Here is a 16509-nt window from a genome sequence, read left to right as displayed (position 1 = left end):
ATGGGTGATGCACCGGCGTTTCCCAGTGTGTTCAACTTGGCGGACTACTACCTGTTCGATCGCCTGGCCGAGGGCCTCGGCGACAAGGTGGCCCTTCGCTTCGGCGAGCGCGCGTACACGTATGCGCGCGTAGCCGAGCGCACCCACCAAATGGCGTCGCTCCTGATGGAGTCGGACATCCGGCGCGGCGAGCGCGTGCTCATCGTTTTGCCCGACGTTCCGCCCTTTGCGTGGGTCTTCTTCGGCACCTTGCGCGCCGCCTGCGTCGTCGCCATGGCGAACCCGGATTCGCCGATCGAGCAGATCGCGTACCTCGTCCGCTACACGCGGGCCACCGCGGTGGTCACCGTGCCGAAGGTCGCGGCGGGTCTCTTCTCGGGTCCCGCGGACGGGGCAGACCCGGGTGGGGGAGCCGGTGGCGCTCTTTTTCCCGAGCTGAGACGTGTGTTCGTGGTGCCTGATGCGGCGACGGGCGACGATCCCGAGACCGTGGCGTTCGCCACCAACCCGCCGCCGGTCCCGGCGCTGCCGCCGATCCTCGAGCTCGCGCCCGCCCTCGACCGCGTCGAGGTCCGCGCCTCGTTCCCCCTCGTGGCGCGCGACGAGCCCGCGATCTGGCTCTTCACGAGCGGATCGACGGGGGAGCCCAAGGCGAACATGCACACGCATCGGGATTTTGCGTTCAACACCGAGGTGTACGCCAAGAGAACGGTGGGCTACCAGCAGGGCGATGTCACGGTGAGCGTCTCGCGCCTCTATTTCGGCTACGCCACGGGGACGAACCTCATGTTCCCCTTTGCCGTGGGCGCGACGGTTGGCCTCTTCAGCGAGCGTCCCACCCCTGAAAGCTTGGTGCGCGCCATCGGCATGTACCGGCCGACCATCGTCACCAACGTTCCCACCATGCTCGGCAAATTGCTCGAGCACGACGCGGTGCTCCGCAAAGAGGGAAAACCCGGCCTCGACCTGTCGAGCATCCGCTTCTCCCTCTCGGCCGGCGAGGCGCTCCCCGAGCCCCTCCTGACCCGCTGGCTCGAGCGCTTCCACAGCGACGTCTACGACGGCATCGGCTCGGCGGAGATGTTCCACATCTATGCCTCGAATCGCCCGGGCGACATCAAGCCCGGATCGCTCGGCAAGGTCGTGGAAGGCTACGAGCTCCGCATCTTGCCGGAGGAGGCCGAGGGCCCCGGCGCCACCCCCTGCGAGCCCGGTGAAATCGGCGTGCTCTGGGTGAAGGGCGACAGCGTCTCGCTCGGGTACTTCCTCGACCGCGACAAAAGCTTTCGCACCTTTCATGGCCATTGGTGCAAGACCGGCGATCTCTTTCGGGTCGACGAAGAGGGCTACCTGTACTTCGCCGGCCGCGCCGACGAGCTCCTCAAGGTGAGCGGCCTCTGGGTCTCGCCCATCGAGGTGGAGGAGTGTCTGATGCACCACCCCGCCGTGGCCTTGGCCGCCGTCATCGGGGTGGAGGAGGACGGGCTCACCAAGACGAAGGCGTTCATCGTGGTGCGCGACGGCGTTCCCGCGTCGAAGGAGCTCGCCGACCAGCTTCAGGAGCTGGCCAAAGGCCGCCTCTCCAAGCACAAATACCCGCGCATCATCGAGTTCGTCGCCGACGTCCCCAAGAACGACCGCGGCAAAGTCGACCGCAAAGCGCTCCGCGCCATCGAGGCCGCCCGCAGAGCCCCATGACGCATCCCGTTCGCCTCGCCGAGCTTACGACCGAGGAAGCCTCCGCCGCGCGAGGCCATGCGCGCAGCTGCGTGCTGGTGCCCGTGGGCAGCGTCGAGCCCCACGGCCCGCACCTGCCGCTCGCCACCGACACCATCATCAGCGAAGAGGCCGCGCACCGGGCGGCGGCGGTCCTGCGAGACGAAGGGATCGCCGCGTATGTGGCGCCCAGCGTCCCTTACGGGGTCACCGACTACGCGCGCGGCTTTGCCGGTGCGCTCTCCATCCCCGCCCCGGTGCTCACCGCCTACCTCGAGGCCATCGCGCGATCCGTCCTGGACGACGGCTTTTCGCACGTTTGCTTCGTGAACAACCACCTCGAGCCCGCCCACGACACAGCGGTGCGCGCCGCGCTGGCCGCGTTGCCCGAGGGGAGCGCCTCCGTGGCGTGCCCCCTCACGCGCCGCTGGGCGCGAACTTTGTCGGAGGAGTTCAAACGGGGCGATTGCCACGCCGGCCGGTACGAAACGTCGCTGATCTTGGCCGCCGACGCAGGGGCGGTGCGCGCTTCGGCGGCTGCGCTGCCGCCCGTGCCCATCAGCCTCGCCGACGGCATTCGCGCGGGAAAATCCTCGTTTGCCGAGATGGGGATCGCACGAGCCTACACGGGGACGCCGCACGAGGCGACGGCCGACGAGGGCAATGTCCTCTACGAAAAACTCGTCGCGATGATTGTAGGCGAGGTCAAAGACGCGCTTAATCGGTAGAGTCTCGGGCATGCAGACGCCGCTCATGGGGTTCAACGCTGCCCGCTCGACCATCGTCGATGAAGTCGTGAAGCGTGTGTGCGAGTCCGCCCGGGACCCGCTCTTTGCCCTCAATGACGCGGCATACCATGAGATCCGGCGCCTCAGCGCCTCGGGCGGGGGCGATGAGTTGGCCGAGTGGCGCGCGCTCGCGCACTCCCTCGGTCGCTGGACGACGGACCAACAACGCGGAAGGCTCGAGGAGCTCGCGCGCCGCCACGCATGGGACGTGGCCGGGAACTTCGACCCGCGCGTTTACAAGGTCGTTTCGCGGGCCACGGTGCCGGTTTTGGGCGCGCTCCTCAATCCGCGCACGGCCATTCGCCAATTGGCCCATGTGGGCGATCTGAGCGCGCTCGATGGGCGAATTCTGGTCGAAGGGCCGGTTTCTCACATTCGCGCGCTCTCGCGCATTGGCACGTTGGTCTTCGTCCCAACGCATTTGTCGAATCTCGATTCGGTGGTCTTCGGCTTTGCGCTCGAGCGCTCGCAGCTCCCGCCCGCGACCTACGGCGCCGGGAAGAACCTCTTCACCAACCCCGTCCTCAGCTTTTTCATGCACAACCTCGGCGCCTACCGCGTCGACCGCCGATTGAAGCATGCACTCTACAAGGATGTACTGAAGACGTACTCGTGCGTGCTGCTGGAGCGCGGATACCACAGTCTTTTTTTCCCGGGCGGGACGCGTTCGCGGTCGGGTGGTGTGGAGCGAAAACTCAAGCTCGGCCTCGCCGGGACCGGCATCGAGGCCTTTGCTCGGTCGGCGGAGCGTGGTCGGTTGCAGCCGGTTTTTTTCATTCCGGCCACCATCAATTACCTGCTGACCCTCGAGGCGGAGACCCTCATCGACGACTTTCTCCAAGAGGAAGGCAAATCGCGCTACATCATCGACGACGACGAGTCGACGCGCCTGGGTCGAATTGCCGCCTTCATGCAAAAGCTATTGAAGATGGACGCCAGCTGCGTCATTCGCTTTTCACGACCCATGGACTGCTTCGGCAATACAGTGGATGAGCTCGGGCGCAGCGTCGATGCGCGCGGCCGCGGGGTCGACGCCAAGACATATGTGTATGATGCAAACGACCGTCCTTTGCACGACCCCGCGCGCGACGCGGAGTACACGAGGGAGCTGGGCGAGGCCATCTGCGAGGCCTACAAACGCGATACGGTGGTGATGGCGACGCATCTGGTGGCGGCCGTAGCTTTCGAAAAGCTGCGGTCGATCTCGGGCAAAGCAGACATATTTGCGCTGCTCCGCCACAAGGATGACGTGGTCGTTCCGCGCGAGGAGATGGCCCGCGATCTGGACAAGCTCCTCGCAGAGGTTCAAAAAATGGCCGATCGAAGCGAAATTGTACTGGCCCCCACGGTGCGCGGCGCCGATGGAGAGGCTATCCTGGCCGAGGCGCTCCGGGCGTTCTCCGGATACCACGCCAACGAAGTCATTACCCCGCGAGGAAGCGATCTCGTCTTGGCAGATACCCGTTTGCTCTTTTACTACCAGAATCGCCTTGCCGCTCATGGGCTCGCCGCGGACCTCATCGCTCCATCGGGTGTGAGCCCCAGTGCGACGCGCAAAGCTGCGGCCATTGCATGATCGCCACGGACGGTACTAGGCCGATGCGTGGCGGTGCGCTATGGTGCTCGCCCTTCTGGATAGAGGCTTCGCTGTGAACCCGATCGATTCGTCCGACCCGTCATCGACGGGAAAGCCCCCAACTGATATCTCGAGCGCACCCAAAGTGAACGCGAGTACGCATTCTCTCGAATCGTCATCGGCTTCGCCGAACGATGCCCCGACTAGTCACCTCCCTGCTTCCGGTGAGGCGCAAGTAGCTTCCCCCGGGCCGACCGAAGGCCGCGGGGAGTCGAACGCGCACGAGGAGGCTTCGACCCCTGCTGCTGGCGAAAGCACCAGTCCCGATACGGGTACCGGTGGCGAAGCCGCAGCCTCGGGCGAGGCCGGCGCTGCCACTGGCGGGCCGGAAAAGAAAAAGCGCCGTCGCCGCCGCCGGAAGAAGTCCGGTGCGGGGGCGCAAGCCACCGCGGGCACGCCCGGGGCGGAAGCTCAGGAAGAGGGCGAAGAAGGCGAGGGCGCCGAGGCGTCCGAGTCCGAAGCTTCTGCTTCTGTTCCTGGGAACGCCGAGGGCGGCGCTTCGGCGGACGCCGAGGGCAAAGGGGCCAAGGCTTCCAAGGACAAAAAGAAGAAGCCGAAGAAAGACCAGCGGCCTGCCAAAGAGGCCCGCGAGCGCCCCGCGTTCAACGTGGGCGACGTGGTCTTCGGCAAGATCCTCGACGTGGGCGAGGACGCCATCTTCGTCGACCTCTCCGGCAAGGGCCGAGCAATCTTCGACAAGCTCGAGCTCCTTTTGCCCGAGGACGTCGCCGATCAGCTCGAGGAAGAGTCGCGCCGCGCCGAAGCACGCGCGGAGGCGATCATCTCGGGTCGCGATCCCGACGCGGCGGAGGCTGCCGCTGCGGCCAGCCATGCCAAGGAGGCCGAGGAGCGCGCCAAGAGCTTGGCGACGGTCGGTGAGGCCACCCCGGCGGCGACCGACGCGGGTTCCGAGGCGTCTCAAGCTTCTCCGGCTTCTCAGGCGGGAGAGCTGACCAATGGAAGCCTGGAAGCAGGCGACCTTGGTACGGACGCCGAGGGTCTTCCGCACCGCCGCATCGTGCAGGCTCGCCCGAAGGACGAGGAGACGGCGGGAGCCGAGACCCTGGCCAATGGGCAAGCCGAGGCGCCGGTTGCGGCGGCCGAGGCGAGCGACGTGGCCTCGGGCGGTGAAGCCGAGGCGGCGCCGGTCGAATCGGCGGAGTCGGCCGGATCGGGTGAAGGTACGCCCGAGGCGCAGGCGGAGGGCGTCGAGGCTGCTGCGGCGGAGCCGTTGGCTGCGGGCGTCGTTCAGCTACCGCGGGTCGTGCTGGAGCCGGGCGCACCGTTCGTCGGCGTCGTGCACAACGACGGCGGCCGCGGCGGGCTGGTGGTGCTCACGCACCATCCGAAGCGCGCGTCGAAGGCCAAGCCGACGGTGGCGGCCGCGTACAAGCAAAAGAACGAAATTTTCGGCTTGGTGACGGGCGTCATCAAGGGTGGTGTCGAGGTCGATGTCGACGGCGTTCGCGCCTTCGCCCCCGGCTCGCACATGGATCTGCGCCTCGGCGCCGATCTGCACCCGCTCGTCGGGCGGCGTTTGCCCTTCTTCGTTACCCAGTACGGCAAGCGCGGACGCGACGTGGTGCTCTCACGCCGCGCGCTGCTCGAGGCCGAGGCGAAGGTGACGCGCGAGGCGGCCCTGGCGAAGATCACGCCGGGATCGGTCGTTCCGGGTGTGGTTCGCAGCGTCGTTCAGTTCGGCGCCTTCATCGACATTGGCGGCGTCGAAGGTCTGGTGCCGCTCACGGAGATGAGCCACAACCGCGGCGACACCCCGTCCGACGTCTTCAAGGTGGGCGCCACCGTCGACGTGAAGATCCTTCGGGTCGACGAAAAGGGGAAGGTCTGGCTCTCGCGCAGGGCGACCATCCCCGATCCGTGGCTGGCGGTGGCCGAGAAGTACGCGTTCGGCACGCGGCACACCGGCAAGATCGTGCGCTTGCAGCCGTTCGGCGCGTTCGTCGAGCTGGAGCCGGGGGTCGACGGGCTCATTCACACGGCGGATCTTTCGATCAAGCGCATCGAGCACCCGAGCGACGTCGTCAACGTGGGCGATCCCATCGAGGTCGTCGTCGCCTCGCTCGATCCGGGCTCGCACCGCATCGGTCTGCACCCGGCTCCGAGCGGCCCCGCGGCGGACGAAGCACCGCAGCGGGTCCAGCTACACAAAGTCGTCAAGGTGCAGGTCGTCTCGATCGAAACCGGCGGTCTCACCGTGCGCGTGCTCGGCGCAACGGGCCGTCACGCCCGCGGCTTCATCCCCGCCGGCGGCACGGGCACCCCGCGCGGTACCGATCTGCGAAAGGCCTTCCCGCCGGGTCACACCCTCGATGCCAAGGTGATCGAGATGGACCCGAAGCGCTCCGAGATCAAGCTCTCGATCCGCGCCATGCAGGAAGAGACGGAGCGCAGCGCGTACCAACAGTACCGTCAGCAGGTCAAACGCGAGGCCAAGTTCGGTACGTTTGCCGACTTGCTCGCCAAGCGCGGTCCGACGCAGAAGTAACAGCTGCGCAGCTCTGTGCGTGAGGCACCCCGGGCGTTCGTCGTCCGGGGTGTTTTTCTTTTTTGGGGCTTCGCCCCAAGGGGGGGTGGGGTGTCGGTTCGGTGCCGGGGTTTATCGGACGTCTCCGGAGGTTTTCGGTCGGCCTCGAGGTTTCGGACGTCTCCGGAGGTTTTTCGGTCGGTCCGAGGTTTTGGACGTCTTCGGAGGTTTTTCGGTCGGTCCGAGGTTTTGGACGTCTTCGGAGATTTGTCGGTCGGCCCCGAGGTTTTGGACGTCTTCGGAGATTTATCGGTCCCGAGGTTTGTCGGTTCGGTTCCGGGTTTTCGGGCGTCTCTGGAGGTTTTTCGGTCGATCCCGAGGTCTGTCGGTTCGGTCCGGAGGTCTGTCGGTTCGGTCCGGAGGTCTGTCGGTTCGGTCCGGAGGTCTGTCGGTTTGGTCCGGAGGTTTTCGGACGTCTCCGGAGGTTTGTCGGTTCGGAGGTTTGTCGGTTCGGTCTCGGGTTTGGTTCGGCGCCGAGGTTTTCGGACGTCTCCGTAGGTTTGTCGGGTCGGTGTCGGGGTTTCGGACGTCTCCGGAGGTTTTTCGGTCGGTCCGAAGGGGGGCGGGGGAGCGTCCGGGGTGAGGACTTTTTTCGCCTGGTCGACTTTGTTTGCTTGGCGAGGATCGACGTTGTGATGGGACCCGCTTAGATTTTGCAGCATGCACCGGGGAAGCTGTCTCTGTCGCGCCGTGCGGTACGAGATTGATGGGCCGTTGCGGCGGATCACGCACTGTCATTGCAGCATGTGCCGCAAATTTCATGGGGCGGGGGTGGGGACGTATGCGACGCTTCGGCGAGCGCGGTTGCGGGTCGTGGCGGGGGAGGAGGCGCTCACGGTGTTTGCGTCGAGCGACCATGCCACGCGTAGCTTTTGTTCGCGGTGTGGCGCGTCGCTGTTCTTCGAGGATCGCGACGAGCCGGAGTCCGTCGATGTGGCGATCGGCACCTTGGATGACGAGCCGGACGCCATGCCCTGGGCGCACATTTTCGTGGCCGACAAGGCGGGTTGGGTCGACATTCGCGACGAGCTCCCCCGCTTCGAGGCGTCCCCGCCGAGCGAGCCCTCGACCAGCTAGCGCGCTCGATGCCTTAGATGCGCTTGAGGGCGCGATCCAGCTCGGTGCGGGCGGAGTGAAGCCGGAAGTAGACGGTGTTGACGGAGACGCCCAGGGTGTGGGCGATGTCCGCGGCGCTCTGGCCCTCGATTTCGTAGAGGATCAAGACGGCGCGCTTCTCCAGCGGGATGCTCGCGAGCGCGCGATCGAGGCGCGCAAGGCGCTCGCGGCGGCTGAGGGCGCCGGTTTGATCGGGCGCGATGGTCTCCAGGGCCGCTGCGGCGCCTCCGTCGGCGTCCTCCGGGTGCCGCCGGCGATGGCGCCGCGCGTCGGCGGCCACGCGCAGGGCGATTTGAAAGAGCCAGGCGCGCGGGCCGTAGCTGCGGTCCACGTAGTCGGCGAAGCGACGGTGGGCGATGACGAACACCTCTTGGAGTTTGTCCTCGACATCCGCGTCGGGCACGCCCAGACGGCGCAGATTGCGGCACACGAAGTCGGCCTCCAGCTCGTAGATCGCGCGGAAGTCGAGATCCATCTCGGATTGGTGCAAGCGATGTGCATCTGACTGCATCGGCAGTCGCGTGCTCATTTCGATGTTCTTCTGAGCCTCGAAAGAACCCGTCATCACTGAGGGTTTTACCACCTCCACGGCGTCGCGCTATGCTCTGAAAATTTCCATCCCGTCGTCACGACGGCCATCCAAACGTCACAACAAACGGCGTGTCTTGATCTCCAGGTAGCTCTTAACGAGCTCCGGGGTCACATCGTCGGGGAAGACGTCGAGCACCAACACCCCGGCGTTGCGCAAGGTGCGGATCAAACCATCGCGCCAGGCCAGGGCTTCTGCCGCGGCCGCTCGGACATAGAGATCATGCGCGGTGTCCGCCGGGGTGGTAGCCAGATCTTCCACGTCGCGATCGCGCATCAACACGCACAGCGGCAGATGGCGCGGGAGCAACGAGCGCACGGCGGCCGCGAGCTCCTTGGCGGAGCGCGGATCGAGCAGGTTCGTAAAGATGATGAACAGCGAGCGCGCCCGCACCTGCGTCTGCAAGAACGACATGGCCGCGTGGTAGTCGGTCGCGGCGAAGCCGGCCTCCAGCGCGTAGCTGGCGCGCGTGAGCTTTCGCCCGCCCGCGCGCCCGCCCAAGGGCCGCAAGAACGTGCGCGGCGCATCGTCGAACGCGATCATCCCCGCCTTGTCACCGCCGCGCAGCGCGACGTCGGCGGCGAGCAGCGCGGCGTTCAGCGCATGGTCCACGCTGGTGAGCCCCTTGGAGGTCCCGCGCATGCCGCGGCCCACGTCGAGCGCGAACACCACGTTTTGGTTCGACTCGGCTTGGTACTGCCGCACCGTCGGATCGTCGCGCCGCGCGAAGGCGCGCCAGTCGATGTGCCGCGCCTCGTCGCCGCGCTGGTACGGGCGCAGCCGCTCGAACTCCGTGTCGCCTCCGCGCACGCGCAGCGAGCCGAGGCGCGCATCCTGCCGCCCTTGCCGTCGCAAGAGCTCGAGCGCCCGCGCCGCGTGCACGTCGGGGAAAATGTCGACGTGCGCCGGCAGCTCGATGCGCTCTTGGCGCGCGATGAGCCCGAGCACCGACTTGTAGCGCACCACCACCGCACGAAAGTCGCGCGGCCCGCGGCGCGTAGGGTGCACCTCGTAGCGGAACGTCACCTCGCCGCGCGCCGGAAGCACGAAGCGCGCGGGAAGATCCTTGGTGTCGCAGTCGTCCAGCGGATCGTCGGACGCGACGCCCGACAGACGGCGCCCGCTCCGGTTGCGCAAGGTGATCACCACCGGGTTCGCGCGGCCCACGGAGAAGATCGCCGCGGCCTGGCGCTCGGCCTCCACCCGGCGCCCGAGCGCGAGCCCCACGTCGAGCAACGCGGCGACGAGCGCGATCGCGTCGAGCACCAAGAGCGCCGGACGCCAGGACGGGATGAAGCCCGCGGCCAGCGCCACCACGGCGATGAGCCAGAGAAGCCCGGTGAGCCGCTTGGTCGGAACCACCGGCCCTCACGCCACGCGAGGTACGGGTGCGCTGCGCAGGATCTCGTTGATGCGATCGTCGGCCGTGACGCCTTGCAGCTGCGCGTCCGGGTGCAGCATCACCCGGTGACGGAGCACGGGGGCGACCATGGGCTTCACGTCGTCCGGCGTGACGAAGTCGCGGCCCGAGCTGGCGGCGATCACCTGCGCCGTCTTCAGGAGCGCGATCGACGCCCGCGGCGAGGCGCCCAGCTCGATGGCGCGGTCCTCGCGCGTGCGCCGCACCAGATCGACGATGTAGCCGATGATGGCCTCGTCCACCCGCACCTGCGCGACGAAGCGCTGCATGGCGACCAGCTCCTCCGGCGTGGAGACGGGCTCGAGCCGCGAGAGATCCGTGGGGTCGAAGCCGCGCGCGTGGAAGAGCACGATCTTTTGCTCCACCTCGCGCGGCGGATCCAGCACCGTGAGCTTCACGAGGAACCGATCGAGCTGCGCCTCGGGGAGCGGATACGTCCCTTGCGACTCGACGGGGTTTTGCGTGGCCACCACCATGAACGGCTGCGGGAGGGGCCGCGAGTGCCCATCGACGGTGACCTGCCGATCCTGCATGGCCTCGAGCAGCGCCGATTGCGTCTTGGCCGGGGCGCGGTTGATTTCGTCCGCCAGCATCAGCTGCGTGAAGATGGGGCCCGCCACGAACGTAAAGTTGCCCCGCTGCCGGTCGAAGATCGAAGAGCCGGTCACGTCGCTGGGCATCAAGTCGGGGGTGAATTGAATGCGCTTGAACGTGCACCCCGAGACCACGCCGAGGGTGCGCGCGACCAGCGTCTTTCCGAGACCGGGCGCGCCTTCCACCAGCGCGTGCCCTTGCGCCAGGGTGGTGACGAGCACCCCGTGAACCAGCTCGTGCTGGCCCACGATCACCTTGGCGATCTGCTGCTGGATGCGACCGTAGATGGTTCGAAATTGCTCGGCGTCCATTCGCTTTCCGTTTCTTACGCTAACACCACTCGGGCTCGCGCCACCTGCGCGAATCACCTGGCCAACATGAGGACTGCTAATCCATTCGAAGCGCCGCCGACACGATGGCGCTCAACTTCTTGAGCACGAAGAGCTCGTCCCCGCGCGGGACGGCAAAGGCATGCACGCTGGTGGCCCGCTGCCAGACCTCCGCGCACTCGCGCGCATCGACCCCGGACCTTTGCGCGAGCCACGCGCCGATGTCCTGCGCGCCGCGCGGCAACCGCTGGCGAACGCGCTCCTCCGCGTAACGCGCATACGCCGCCAGGGCGTGGGCGGACGCGCGCCTTCGGTAGTAGAAGGTCCCCGTCGCCTCGATGTGCTCCGTGAAGGCGCGGCGCACCTCGGGGACGTTTCGCCGCGAGCGCGCGAGGCGCGCGCCCACCGCCGCGAACAGCACCAAGGTCGCGGCAAGCGCGTGGTACAGCCCGAGCCCGAGCCCCGCGCGCTCCAGGGCGGTGATGGGGTTCGTCACCGGGCTGATGCCGTCCTCGGCCCGCGCGATCCGCAGCTCACGTCGATCGAGGGTGCGCAGGAGCGCGATCAAAGCCCCGGCGTTCTCGGGCTGCGCGAGCTGGGCGTTGGTCAAAAGATCGCTGCTCGCGAGGGTGATGACCTTGCCGCGCGCGATGGCCTGAAAGGCCGCATAGAGCTTTCCATCGCCCGTGTGCGCGAGCGGAACGGCGCGCGGGCTCCGCATGGCGACCGGCTCGACCAGCTTGGCGCGGTGCACGTTTGCGGGTGGGGGCGGTGCTTTGGGCGCCTCCTCGTCCTCCTCCTCTTCGTCGGGATCGAGCATCTCGTCCGCGTCCGGTTCGGTCTCGATCTCCGCCGACGACGAGGGCTCCGAGATGGCGCCCAGATCGTTCGGCCAATGCAGGGGCGAGCCGGCCAGGATGAGAAAACCGCCGGCGCGCACCCATCGGATCAAGTGCTCTTCGGTGTTGGTCTCCAGGATCGTGCGATCGGTGTCCACCAGGATCGCGAACGTTGGCCCCTGGCCGTTGCGATCGTCGATGGGCACGCTCGCCAGCGAGCTCCCGAGCCTCTTGACGGTGACCCCCTGGCGGAGCAAGAGCTCGCCCAGCACCTCGTGCCCCGACGGATCGCTCGCCCGCGCCCCGCGTGGAATATGAAATCCGCAGCCGGCCGAGAGCGCGAGGACCATGACGAGCAACGTCGTGAGCGCGAGCCCCCGCGCTGCCCCCTCGGGCGAGGGCCCGGACCGGACGATGGCCACCGCCCGCGACGCTGCGCGCGACACCACGTCCTCCGTGGCCTGGGCGCCGCCGAACTGCACGCGATCCACGTCGCGCACGATGGCGTAGAGGGACTCGCGCGCCGGCTCCTCGCTGCACGCGCGCACGTACTCGCCGTTGGTTCGATGCCGCGCGATGCGGATGGCGCCGCGATGATCCAGGGCCCGGAGCGAGGCGTTCAAGTACGAGAACAGCGCGGCCTCGAGGTTCCCTTGCTGCGCGTGCTCGGCCGCGCGCCGGAGCAAGAGCTCCGCGTCTTCTTCCTGCAGGAGCTCCTCGGCGGCGCGCGACGCGCGGCCGGTGACGGTCTTCGCGTCGGAGGTGGTCTCGGACAGCGCTTTGTCCTTGCGGGTGCGCACCAAGAGGCGGAGCAGGGGAAAGAGCACCGCCACCGCCACCGCCAGGATCAAGACCCAAATGAGCCCGTGCGCGATGTCGCCGAGCGCCTTCTGCAAGGTCTCGACGAACGAGCCCGATTTCGGCTTCGGCGGCTCGTGCACCGCGGGGCCGCGCTCCTCGGCGCAGGCCGCCCGAAACCCCTCGCAGTCCGGGAGCCGCGCCGCCACACTGCAGAGCTCGCGCGCGCGCGACGGCAGCGGGCGAATGGGTTGCTTGCAGAACGCATTGTTCTCGCGCAGAACGTCGGGCACGTCGCGCGCGGCGCGCTCGGGATCGAGCGGGGCGGCGAGGCCCGGGGCCGCGGGCGGAGGCCTGGCGTCGGTGGTCGTTGCCGAGGCAACGATGGCACCCAAGACGGCGATGAAAATCGCGGCGTGGCGAGAATCGCTCACGCGAGGGCCCCCTCGTCCTGCGGGTACGTGCGCGCGGCCAGGGCGGCGAAGCGGGTCTGAATGTCCCACCCCTCGGTGCGCGTGCGCAGGTCGATGTAGAGGAGGAAGCGGATGGTCGTCACGAAGGGGACCGCCATCCAGAAGCCGAGGGTAGAGAGGGCGCCGCCGCCCGCGGAGGTGAGCGCGTCGGGGGGATGAACCTCGAGCAGGCCGTCGAGCAGCATGCGGCCGCACGCGTCTACCAGAAAGGGGGTGCCGAAGGTGAAGGCGGTCATCAAGAGCACGCCGATCACCACGTTGCCCACCTGGGCGTGCGCGATCCGGCCGGCCCGCGCCATGGCCGGGATCACCTTCGCTTGCTCGAGCAGGAGCACCTCCGGAAGAAAGAGGAGCAGCGCCTGCACCCACGCGGCCGGCAAGACGAAGAAGAACGCCGCGAGCCCGACGGAGATGGTCTGCACCACCCGGGCGACGATGAGGCGCGGCACCGTGCGGAGCGCGGCCAAGAGCACGTCGCGCGTGCGGACTTTGTCCGTGAACATCAGGCGCGAGGCGAGCACGGTGAACGGCGCCCCGGCGAGGAGCGACAGAAAAAAGCCGGCGAACCACCCCCAGCCCCACCCGGCGCCTTCGCCGATGAGCCACGTGACGGCGGCCGAGGGGACGAGCACCAAAAGCGAGAGCCACGCGTAGGCGCGGCCGTGGAGCGCGACGAAGCGCATGGCCAGATCGACCACGTCGAGCACGTTGCGCTGGCGCAGCACCACGCGCGCGCCGTGCAAATTGAGGTCGCCGAGGTTGCTCACGAGCGCACCCACTCTTTGAGGTCGCCGAGGTTGCTCACGAGCGCACCCACTCTTCGCCGCGGCCCGCGAAGATCAAGTACACGAGCACCACCACGAGCCACGTGCCGCCAAAGGCGATCTTGAGCCCGGACGGCAAGCTCGAAGCCGACCAGAACGCCTCGATGGCGGCGGCGATGAGCAACATGATCGCGGCGCCGCTCACGATGACGGCGACGTCGCGGCCCGCGGCCTGCAGCGAGGCGAGGCGCGTTCGCTCGCCCGGCGCCACGATGGACCAGCCGAGCGACATGCCCGCGCCGCCCGCGATGACGATGGCGCCCAGCTCGAAGGCGCTATGCCCCACGATGAACAGGAGCAAGTTGCCCCCGGCGCCTTGCGAGGCCACGTAGCCGAGGATGGCGCCGATGGCGAGCCCGTTCTGCACCAGGTAGAAGGCGGAGCCCAGGCCGCCGAAGACGCCGGTGGCAAAGCAGCGCAGCGCGATGCCCACGTTGTTGTTCACGTAGAAGCCGGCCATCATGGCGCCTTCCCCCGCCTGGCGCCCGGCGGCGAATCCTTTGGCGTATCCTTCGACCAGAGGCCGAAGCTGCGACTCGGGCACCACGCGAAAGGCGAAGCTCGGCTCGCTGAGCGACGCGATGGCGCCGAAGAGAAAGGGGCCGAAGAAGAGGAGGAGCGCCAGGAACATGGTGCGCCAGTGGGCCCGCACCGCCCGGGGAAAGGCGAGGAACGCGCTCTTTTTTCCGCGCAGGGAGAGGGTGAACCGCGGACGCGGCGGCAGGGCGTAGAGCACCGAGTGGGCGCTGGCGGTGAGCGCGTGCAGGTAGTCGACGAGCGGTGCGCTGTAGCGGGCGGCTTGGGCGCGGGCCAGATCGGCGCAGATGTCGCGGTAGAGCGGCGAGAGGCGGGTGACCTCGTGGATCTCGAGCGCGCCCAGGCTCTTGTCGGTGGCCCGCCGCGTGAGAAGCTCGAGGTCGGCCCAATCTTTGTGACGGCGCGCCACGAAGGCCGCCTCCGTGACGTGGGAGGTCAGCGCCACGAAAGCCGCTCCATTTCCCGCGGCTGTCGCGACGATGCCGGCGCCTCGCCTCGGCCCGCGTTGGCTGCGCGCTCATAGAGGAGCGCCAGGAGCCGCGAGGGCGATGGGGCGCGCTCGCCCGCGGTGCGCGGCAGGTTCAAGCCGTGCCGGCGTACGAGCGGTTCGACCATCATGGCCGCGAGCTCTTCCTCCCGCGATGGGCCCAAGGTGCCGCGGCGCCGCAAGAACAGCTCGATGGCGGTGCGCTCGTCGGCGTCGAGGGTCACCCGCTCCGGAATGGCGACGAGCTCGAAGGGCTCCGCCGGAGGCCACAGCCGCAGCGGCGCGGCGGCGCGGGCGCGATCGATCATGACGACCATGGTGTTGGCCACCAAGTCGCCCAGCCGCTGGAAGCGCGACGTGACCAGCATCGAGACGAGCCCCACCACGTACACGAGCGGCAGCGCATCGGCGGCCCGCAACACATTGCGCAGCGCAGCCCCGCCGAAGCCGACCGGCCGTCCGCCGGTGGTGACCACGCGCAGGCCAAGGGCCATTTTGCCGAGGCTCGTACCCTTCCAGGCCTCCCACACCACGAAATAGACCCACTGCACGGCGAACAGCAGCAAGAGGATCAACCCGAAGCCCAGCCCCATGGTCGACGTATACGACTGCTGCATGCGCTCCATCATGTCGCTGGCGCCGGCCGCCACGAAGACGATGATGGCCACGACGAACACGCAAAAATAACACGCGACGACATCGATCAGGTACGCGATGCCCCGGCGCGCGGGCCCGGCCAGCCGATGGCGAAAGACGATGTGCTCGGGCGTTTCAATGGCGACGTCGGTATCGAGCGGAGCGTGCACGACTTCCACCATCCTAAACTGTACTCGGCGCGCGTGCATGCGGGGGCAGCGAGGTCGTTCAGCGGGTGCCCCGGCGCTTGGAGGGCTCTTCCCGGGGAGGATTGTCGAAATCGTCCAGCGCCAGAGCTCCTAAGATGCAGGTGCGCCAAATGGTGCACGGGGCGCGTGCATGCGGGGGCAGCGAGGTCGTTCAGCGGGTGCCCCGGCGCTTGGAGGGCTCTTCCCGGGGGGGATTGTCGAAATCGTCCAGCGCCAGAGCTCCTAAGATGCAGGTGCGCCAAATGGTGCACGGGGCGCGTGCATGCGGGGGCAGCGAGGTCGTTCAGCGGGCGCCCCGGCGCTTGGAGGGCTCTTCCCGGGGAAGATTGTCGAAATCGTCCAGCGCCAGAGCTCCTAAGATGCGGGTGCGCGCCAGGGCAAGGCGGGCCGAGAGGGCCGATTCGTCGCGGGCGGAGGGGATTTCGGTCTGGAAGTGGAAGAAGAGGCATTTTCGGATGTAGCCTCCGAAAGCAAAGACGTGGCCCAGAATGGGGTCGCGCTCGGTCGCGCCGGGCAGCAAGGTGACCCAAACCCGCGTGTCGTAGGCGCCGGGGCCGATGGTCGTGGCGTCTTCCACCGTGGTCATTTTGCCGGTGGGGACGAAGCCCAGATCGCGCGCCCGATCTTCGCACCGCTGGCGGTTGACGAGGCTTGGCTCGGTGGTGGTGAAGATTTGGACGACGGATCGGGTGGCGAGGTGCCGGACGGTGAGCTCGCGTTGGGAATGGTCGTCGAGGGTCCAGTTCTTTGGCTCGGGTAGGGGAATCGTCAGGGCGAAGCGCTTGGAGTGCGCGGTGCCCCAGTGCTGCGTGTCGAAGCTGGTGGGGCCCGAACCCCCGGCCGAATCCGCAGGCCCGCTCGTGGTGGGACGCTCCACCGGTGAAGGTGTGCTCTCGGCACAGCCGAACGCACCGAGGGCCACCCAAGCCACCAAGACCGGTACCGCGCGGAAAAAGTTCATCGCTCGCATGGT

At 67.8% G+C, this 16509-nt stretch carries 13 protein-coding genes; 5 read left to right on the top strand and 8 right to left on the bottom strand.

Annotated elements, in window-relative coordinates; all coding sequences use genetic code 11:
- From LZC94_38420 to LZC94_38400, 5 genes are all read left to right on the top strand, one after another.
- On the top strand, nt 1-1698 hold the full coding sequence (locus tag LZC94_38420; GenBank protein ID WXB13699.1) for an AMP-binding protein: 1698 nt from the start codon (nt 1-3) through the stop codon (nt 1696-1698).
- The gene (locus tag LZC94_38415; protein ID WXB13698.1) at nt 1695-2444 is read left to right on the top strand and encodes a creatininase family protein; all 750 of its coding nucleotides are present in this window, start codon (nt 1695-1697) and stop codon (nt 2442-2444) included. Before LZC94_38420 ends, LZC94_38415 begins: the two co-directional genes overlap by 4 nt.
- A gap of 10 nt (nt 2445-2454) precedes the next feature.
- The gene (locus LZC94_38410; GenBank protein ID WXB13697.1) at nt 2455-4080 is read left to right on the top strand and encodes a 1-acyl-sn-glycerol-3-phosphate acyltransferase; all 1626 of its coding nucleotides are present in this window, start codon (nt 2455-2457) and stop codon (nt 4078-4080) included.
- A gap of 73 nt (nt 4081-4153) precedes the next feature.
- Entirely contained in the window at nt 4154-6646 is a 2493-nt protein-coding gene (locus LZC94_38405; protein WXB13696.1) for a S1 RNA-binding domain-containing protein, read from the top strand.
- Between the two features lie 729 nt (nt 6647-7375).
- Nucleotides 7376-7762 (top strand): GFA family protein, encoded by a 387-nt coding sequence (locus LZC94_38400; protein ID WXB13695.1) that lies wholly within the window; start codon nt 7376-7378, stop codon nt 7760-7762.
- A gap of 13 nt (nt 7763-7775) precedes the next feature.
- Here the strand turns inward: LZC94_38400 and LZC94_38395 are convergent, their stop codons facing one another.
- From LZC94_38395 to LZC94_38360, 8 genes are all read right to left on the bottom strand, one after another.
- Nucleotides 7776-8366: an RNA polymerase sigma factor gene (locus tag LZC94_38395; GenBank protein WXB13694.1), complete on the bottom strand. Its 591-nt coding sequence runs from the start codon at nt 8364-8366 to the stop codon at nt 7776-7778.
- Between the two features lie 81 nt (nt 8367-8447).
- Nucleotides 8448-9752 (bottom strand): DUF58 domain-containing protein, encoded by a 1305-nt coding sequence (locus LZC94_38390; GenBank protein WXB13693.1) that lies wholly within the window; start codon nt 9750-9752, stop codon nt 8448-8450.
- 6 nt (nt 9753-9758) lie between these two features.
- Nucleotides 9759-10715 (bottom strand): MoxR family ATPase, encoded by a 957-nt coding sequence (locus LZC94_38385; GenBank protein ID WXB13692.1) that lies wholly within the window; start codon nt 10713-10715, stop codon nt 9759-9761.
- Nucleotides 10716-10791: 76 nt separating this feature from the next.
- Nucleotides 10792-12804 carry a hypothetical protein gene (locus tag LZC94_38380; GenBank protein WXB13691.1) on the bottom strand — a complete coding sequence of 671 codons (2013 nt, stop codon included), beginning with the start codon at nt 12802-12804 and terminating at the stop codon, nt 10792-10794.
- Entirely contained in the window at nt 12801-13610 is an 810-nt protein-coding gene (locus LZC94_38375) for a hypothetical protein (protein WXB13690.1), read from the bottom strand. Before LZC94_38375 ends, LZC94_38380 begins: the two co-directional genes overlap by 4 nt.
- Nucleotides 13611-13644: 34 nt before the next feature.
- Entirely contained in the window at nt 13645-14649 is a 1005-nt protein-coding gene (locus LZC94_38370; protein ID WXB13689.1) for a stage II sporulation protein M, read from the bottom strand.
- The gene (locus tag LZC94_38365; GenBank protein ID WXB13688.1) at nt 14640-15497 is read right to left on the bottom strand and encodes an RDD family protein; all 858 of its coding nucleotides are present in this window, start codon (nt 15495-15497) and stop codon (nt 14640-14642) included. The genes LZC94_38370 and LZC94_38365 overlap by 10 nt, the downstream gene beginning before the upstream one ends.
- 322 nt (nt 15498-15819) lie before the next feature.
- On the bottom strand, nt 15820-16497 hold the full coding sequence (locus tag LZC94_38360) for a hypothetical protein (protein WXB13687.1): 678 nt from the start codon (nt 16495-16497) through the stop codon (nt 15820-15822).
- Nucleotides 16498-16509: the final 12 nt, after the last annotated feature.

Source organism: Sorangiineae bacterium MSr11954 (assembly GCA_037157815.1).
GTDB lineage: Bacteria > Myxococcota_A > Polyangia > Polyangiales > Polyangiaceae > Pendulispora > Pendulispora albinea.
The sequence above is the reverse complement of the archived record's forward strand: the minus strand, read 5'-3'. Positions and strand labels throughout refer to the sequence as shown.

What these genes read in the sequence shown, in the direction of transcription:
- LZC94_38385 (WXB13692.1), bottom strand. Translation starts at nt 10,715, where the DNA reads ATGGACGCCGAGCAATTTCGAACCATCTACGGTCGCATCCAGCAGCAG.
- LZC94_38360 (WXB13687.1), bottom strand. Translation starts at nt 16,497, where the DNA reads ATGAACTTTTTCCGCGCGGTACCGGTCTTGGTGGCTTGGGTGGCCCTC.
- LZC94_38410 (WXB13697.1), top strand. Translation starts at nt 2,455, where the DNA reads ATGCAGACGCCGCTCATGGGGTTCAACGCTGCCCGCTCGACCATCGTC.
- LZC94_38420 (WXB13699.1), top strand. Translation starts at nt 1, where the DNA reads ATGGGTGATGCACCGGCGTTTCCCAGTGTGTTCAACTTGGCGGACTAC.
- LZC94_38395 (WXB13694.1), bottom strand. Translation starts at nt 8,366, where the DNA reads ATGACGGGTTCTTTCGAGGCTCAGAAGAACATCGAAATGAGCACGCGA.
- LZC94_38415 (WXB13698.1), top strand. Translation starts at nt 1,695, where the DNA reads ATGACGCATCCCGTTCGCCTCGCCGAGCTTACGACCGAGGAAGCCTCC.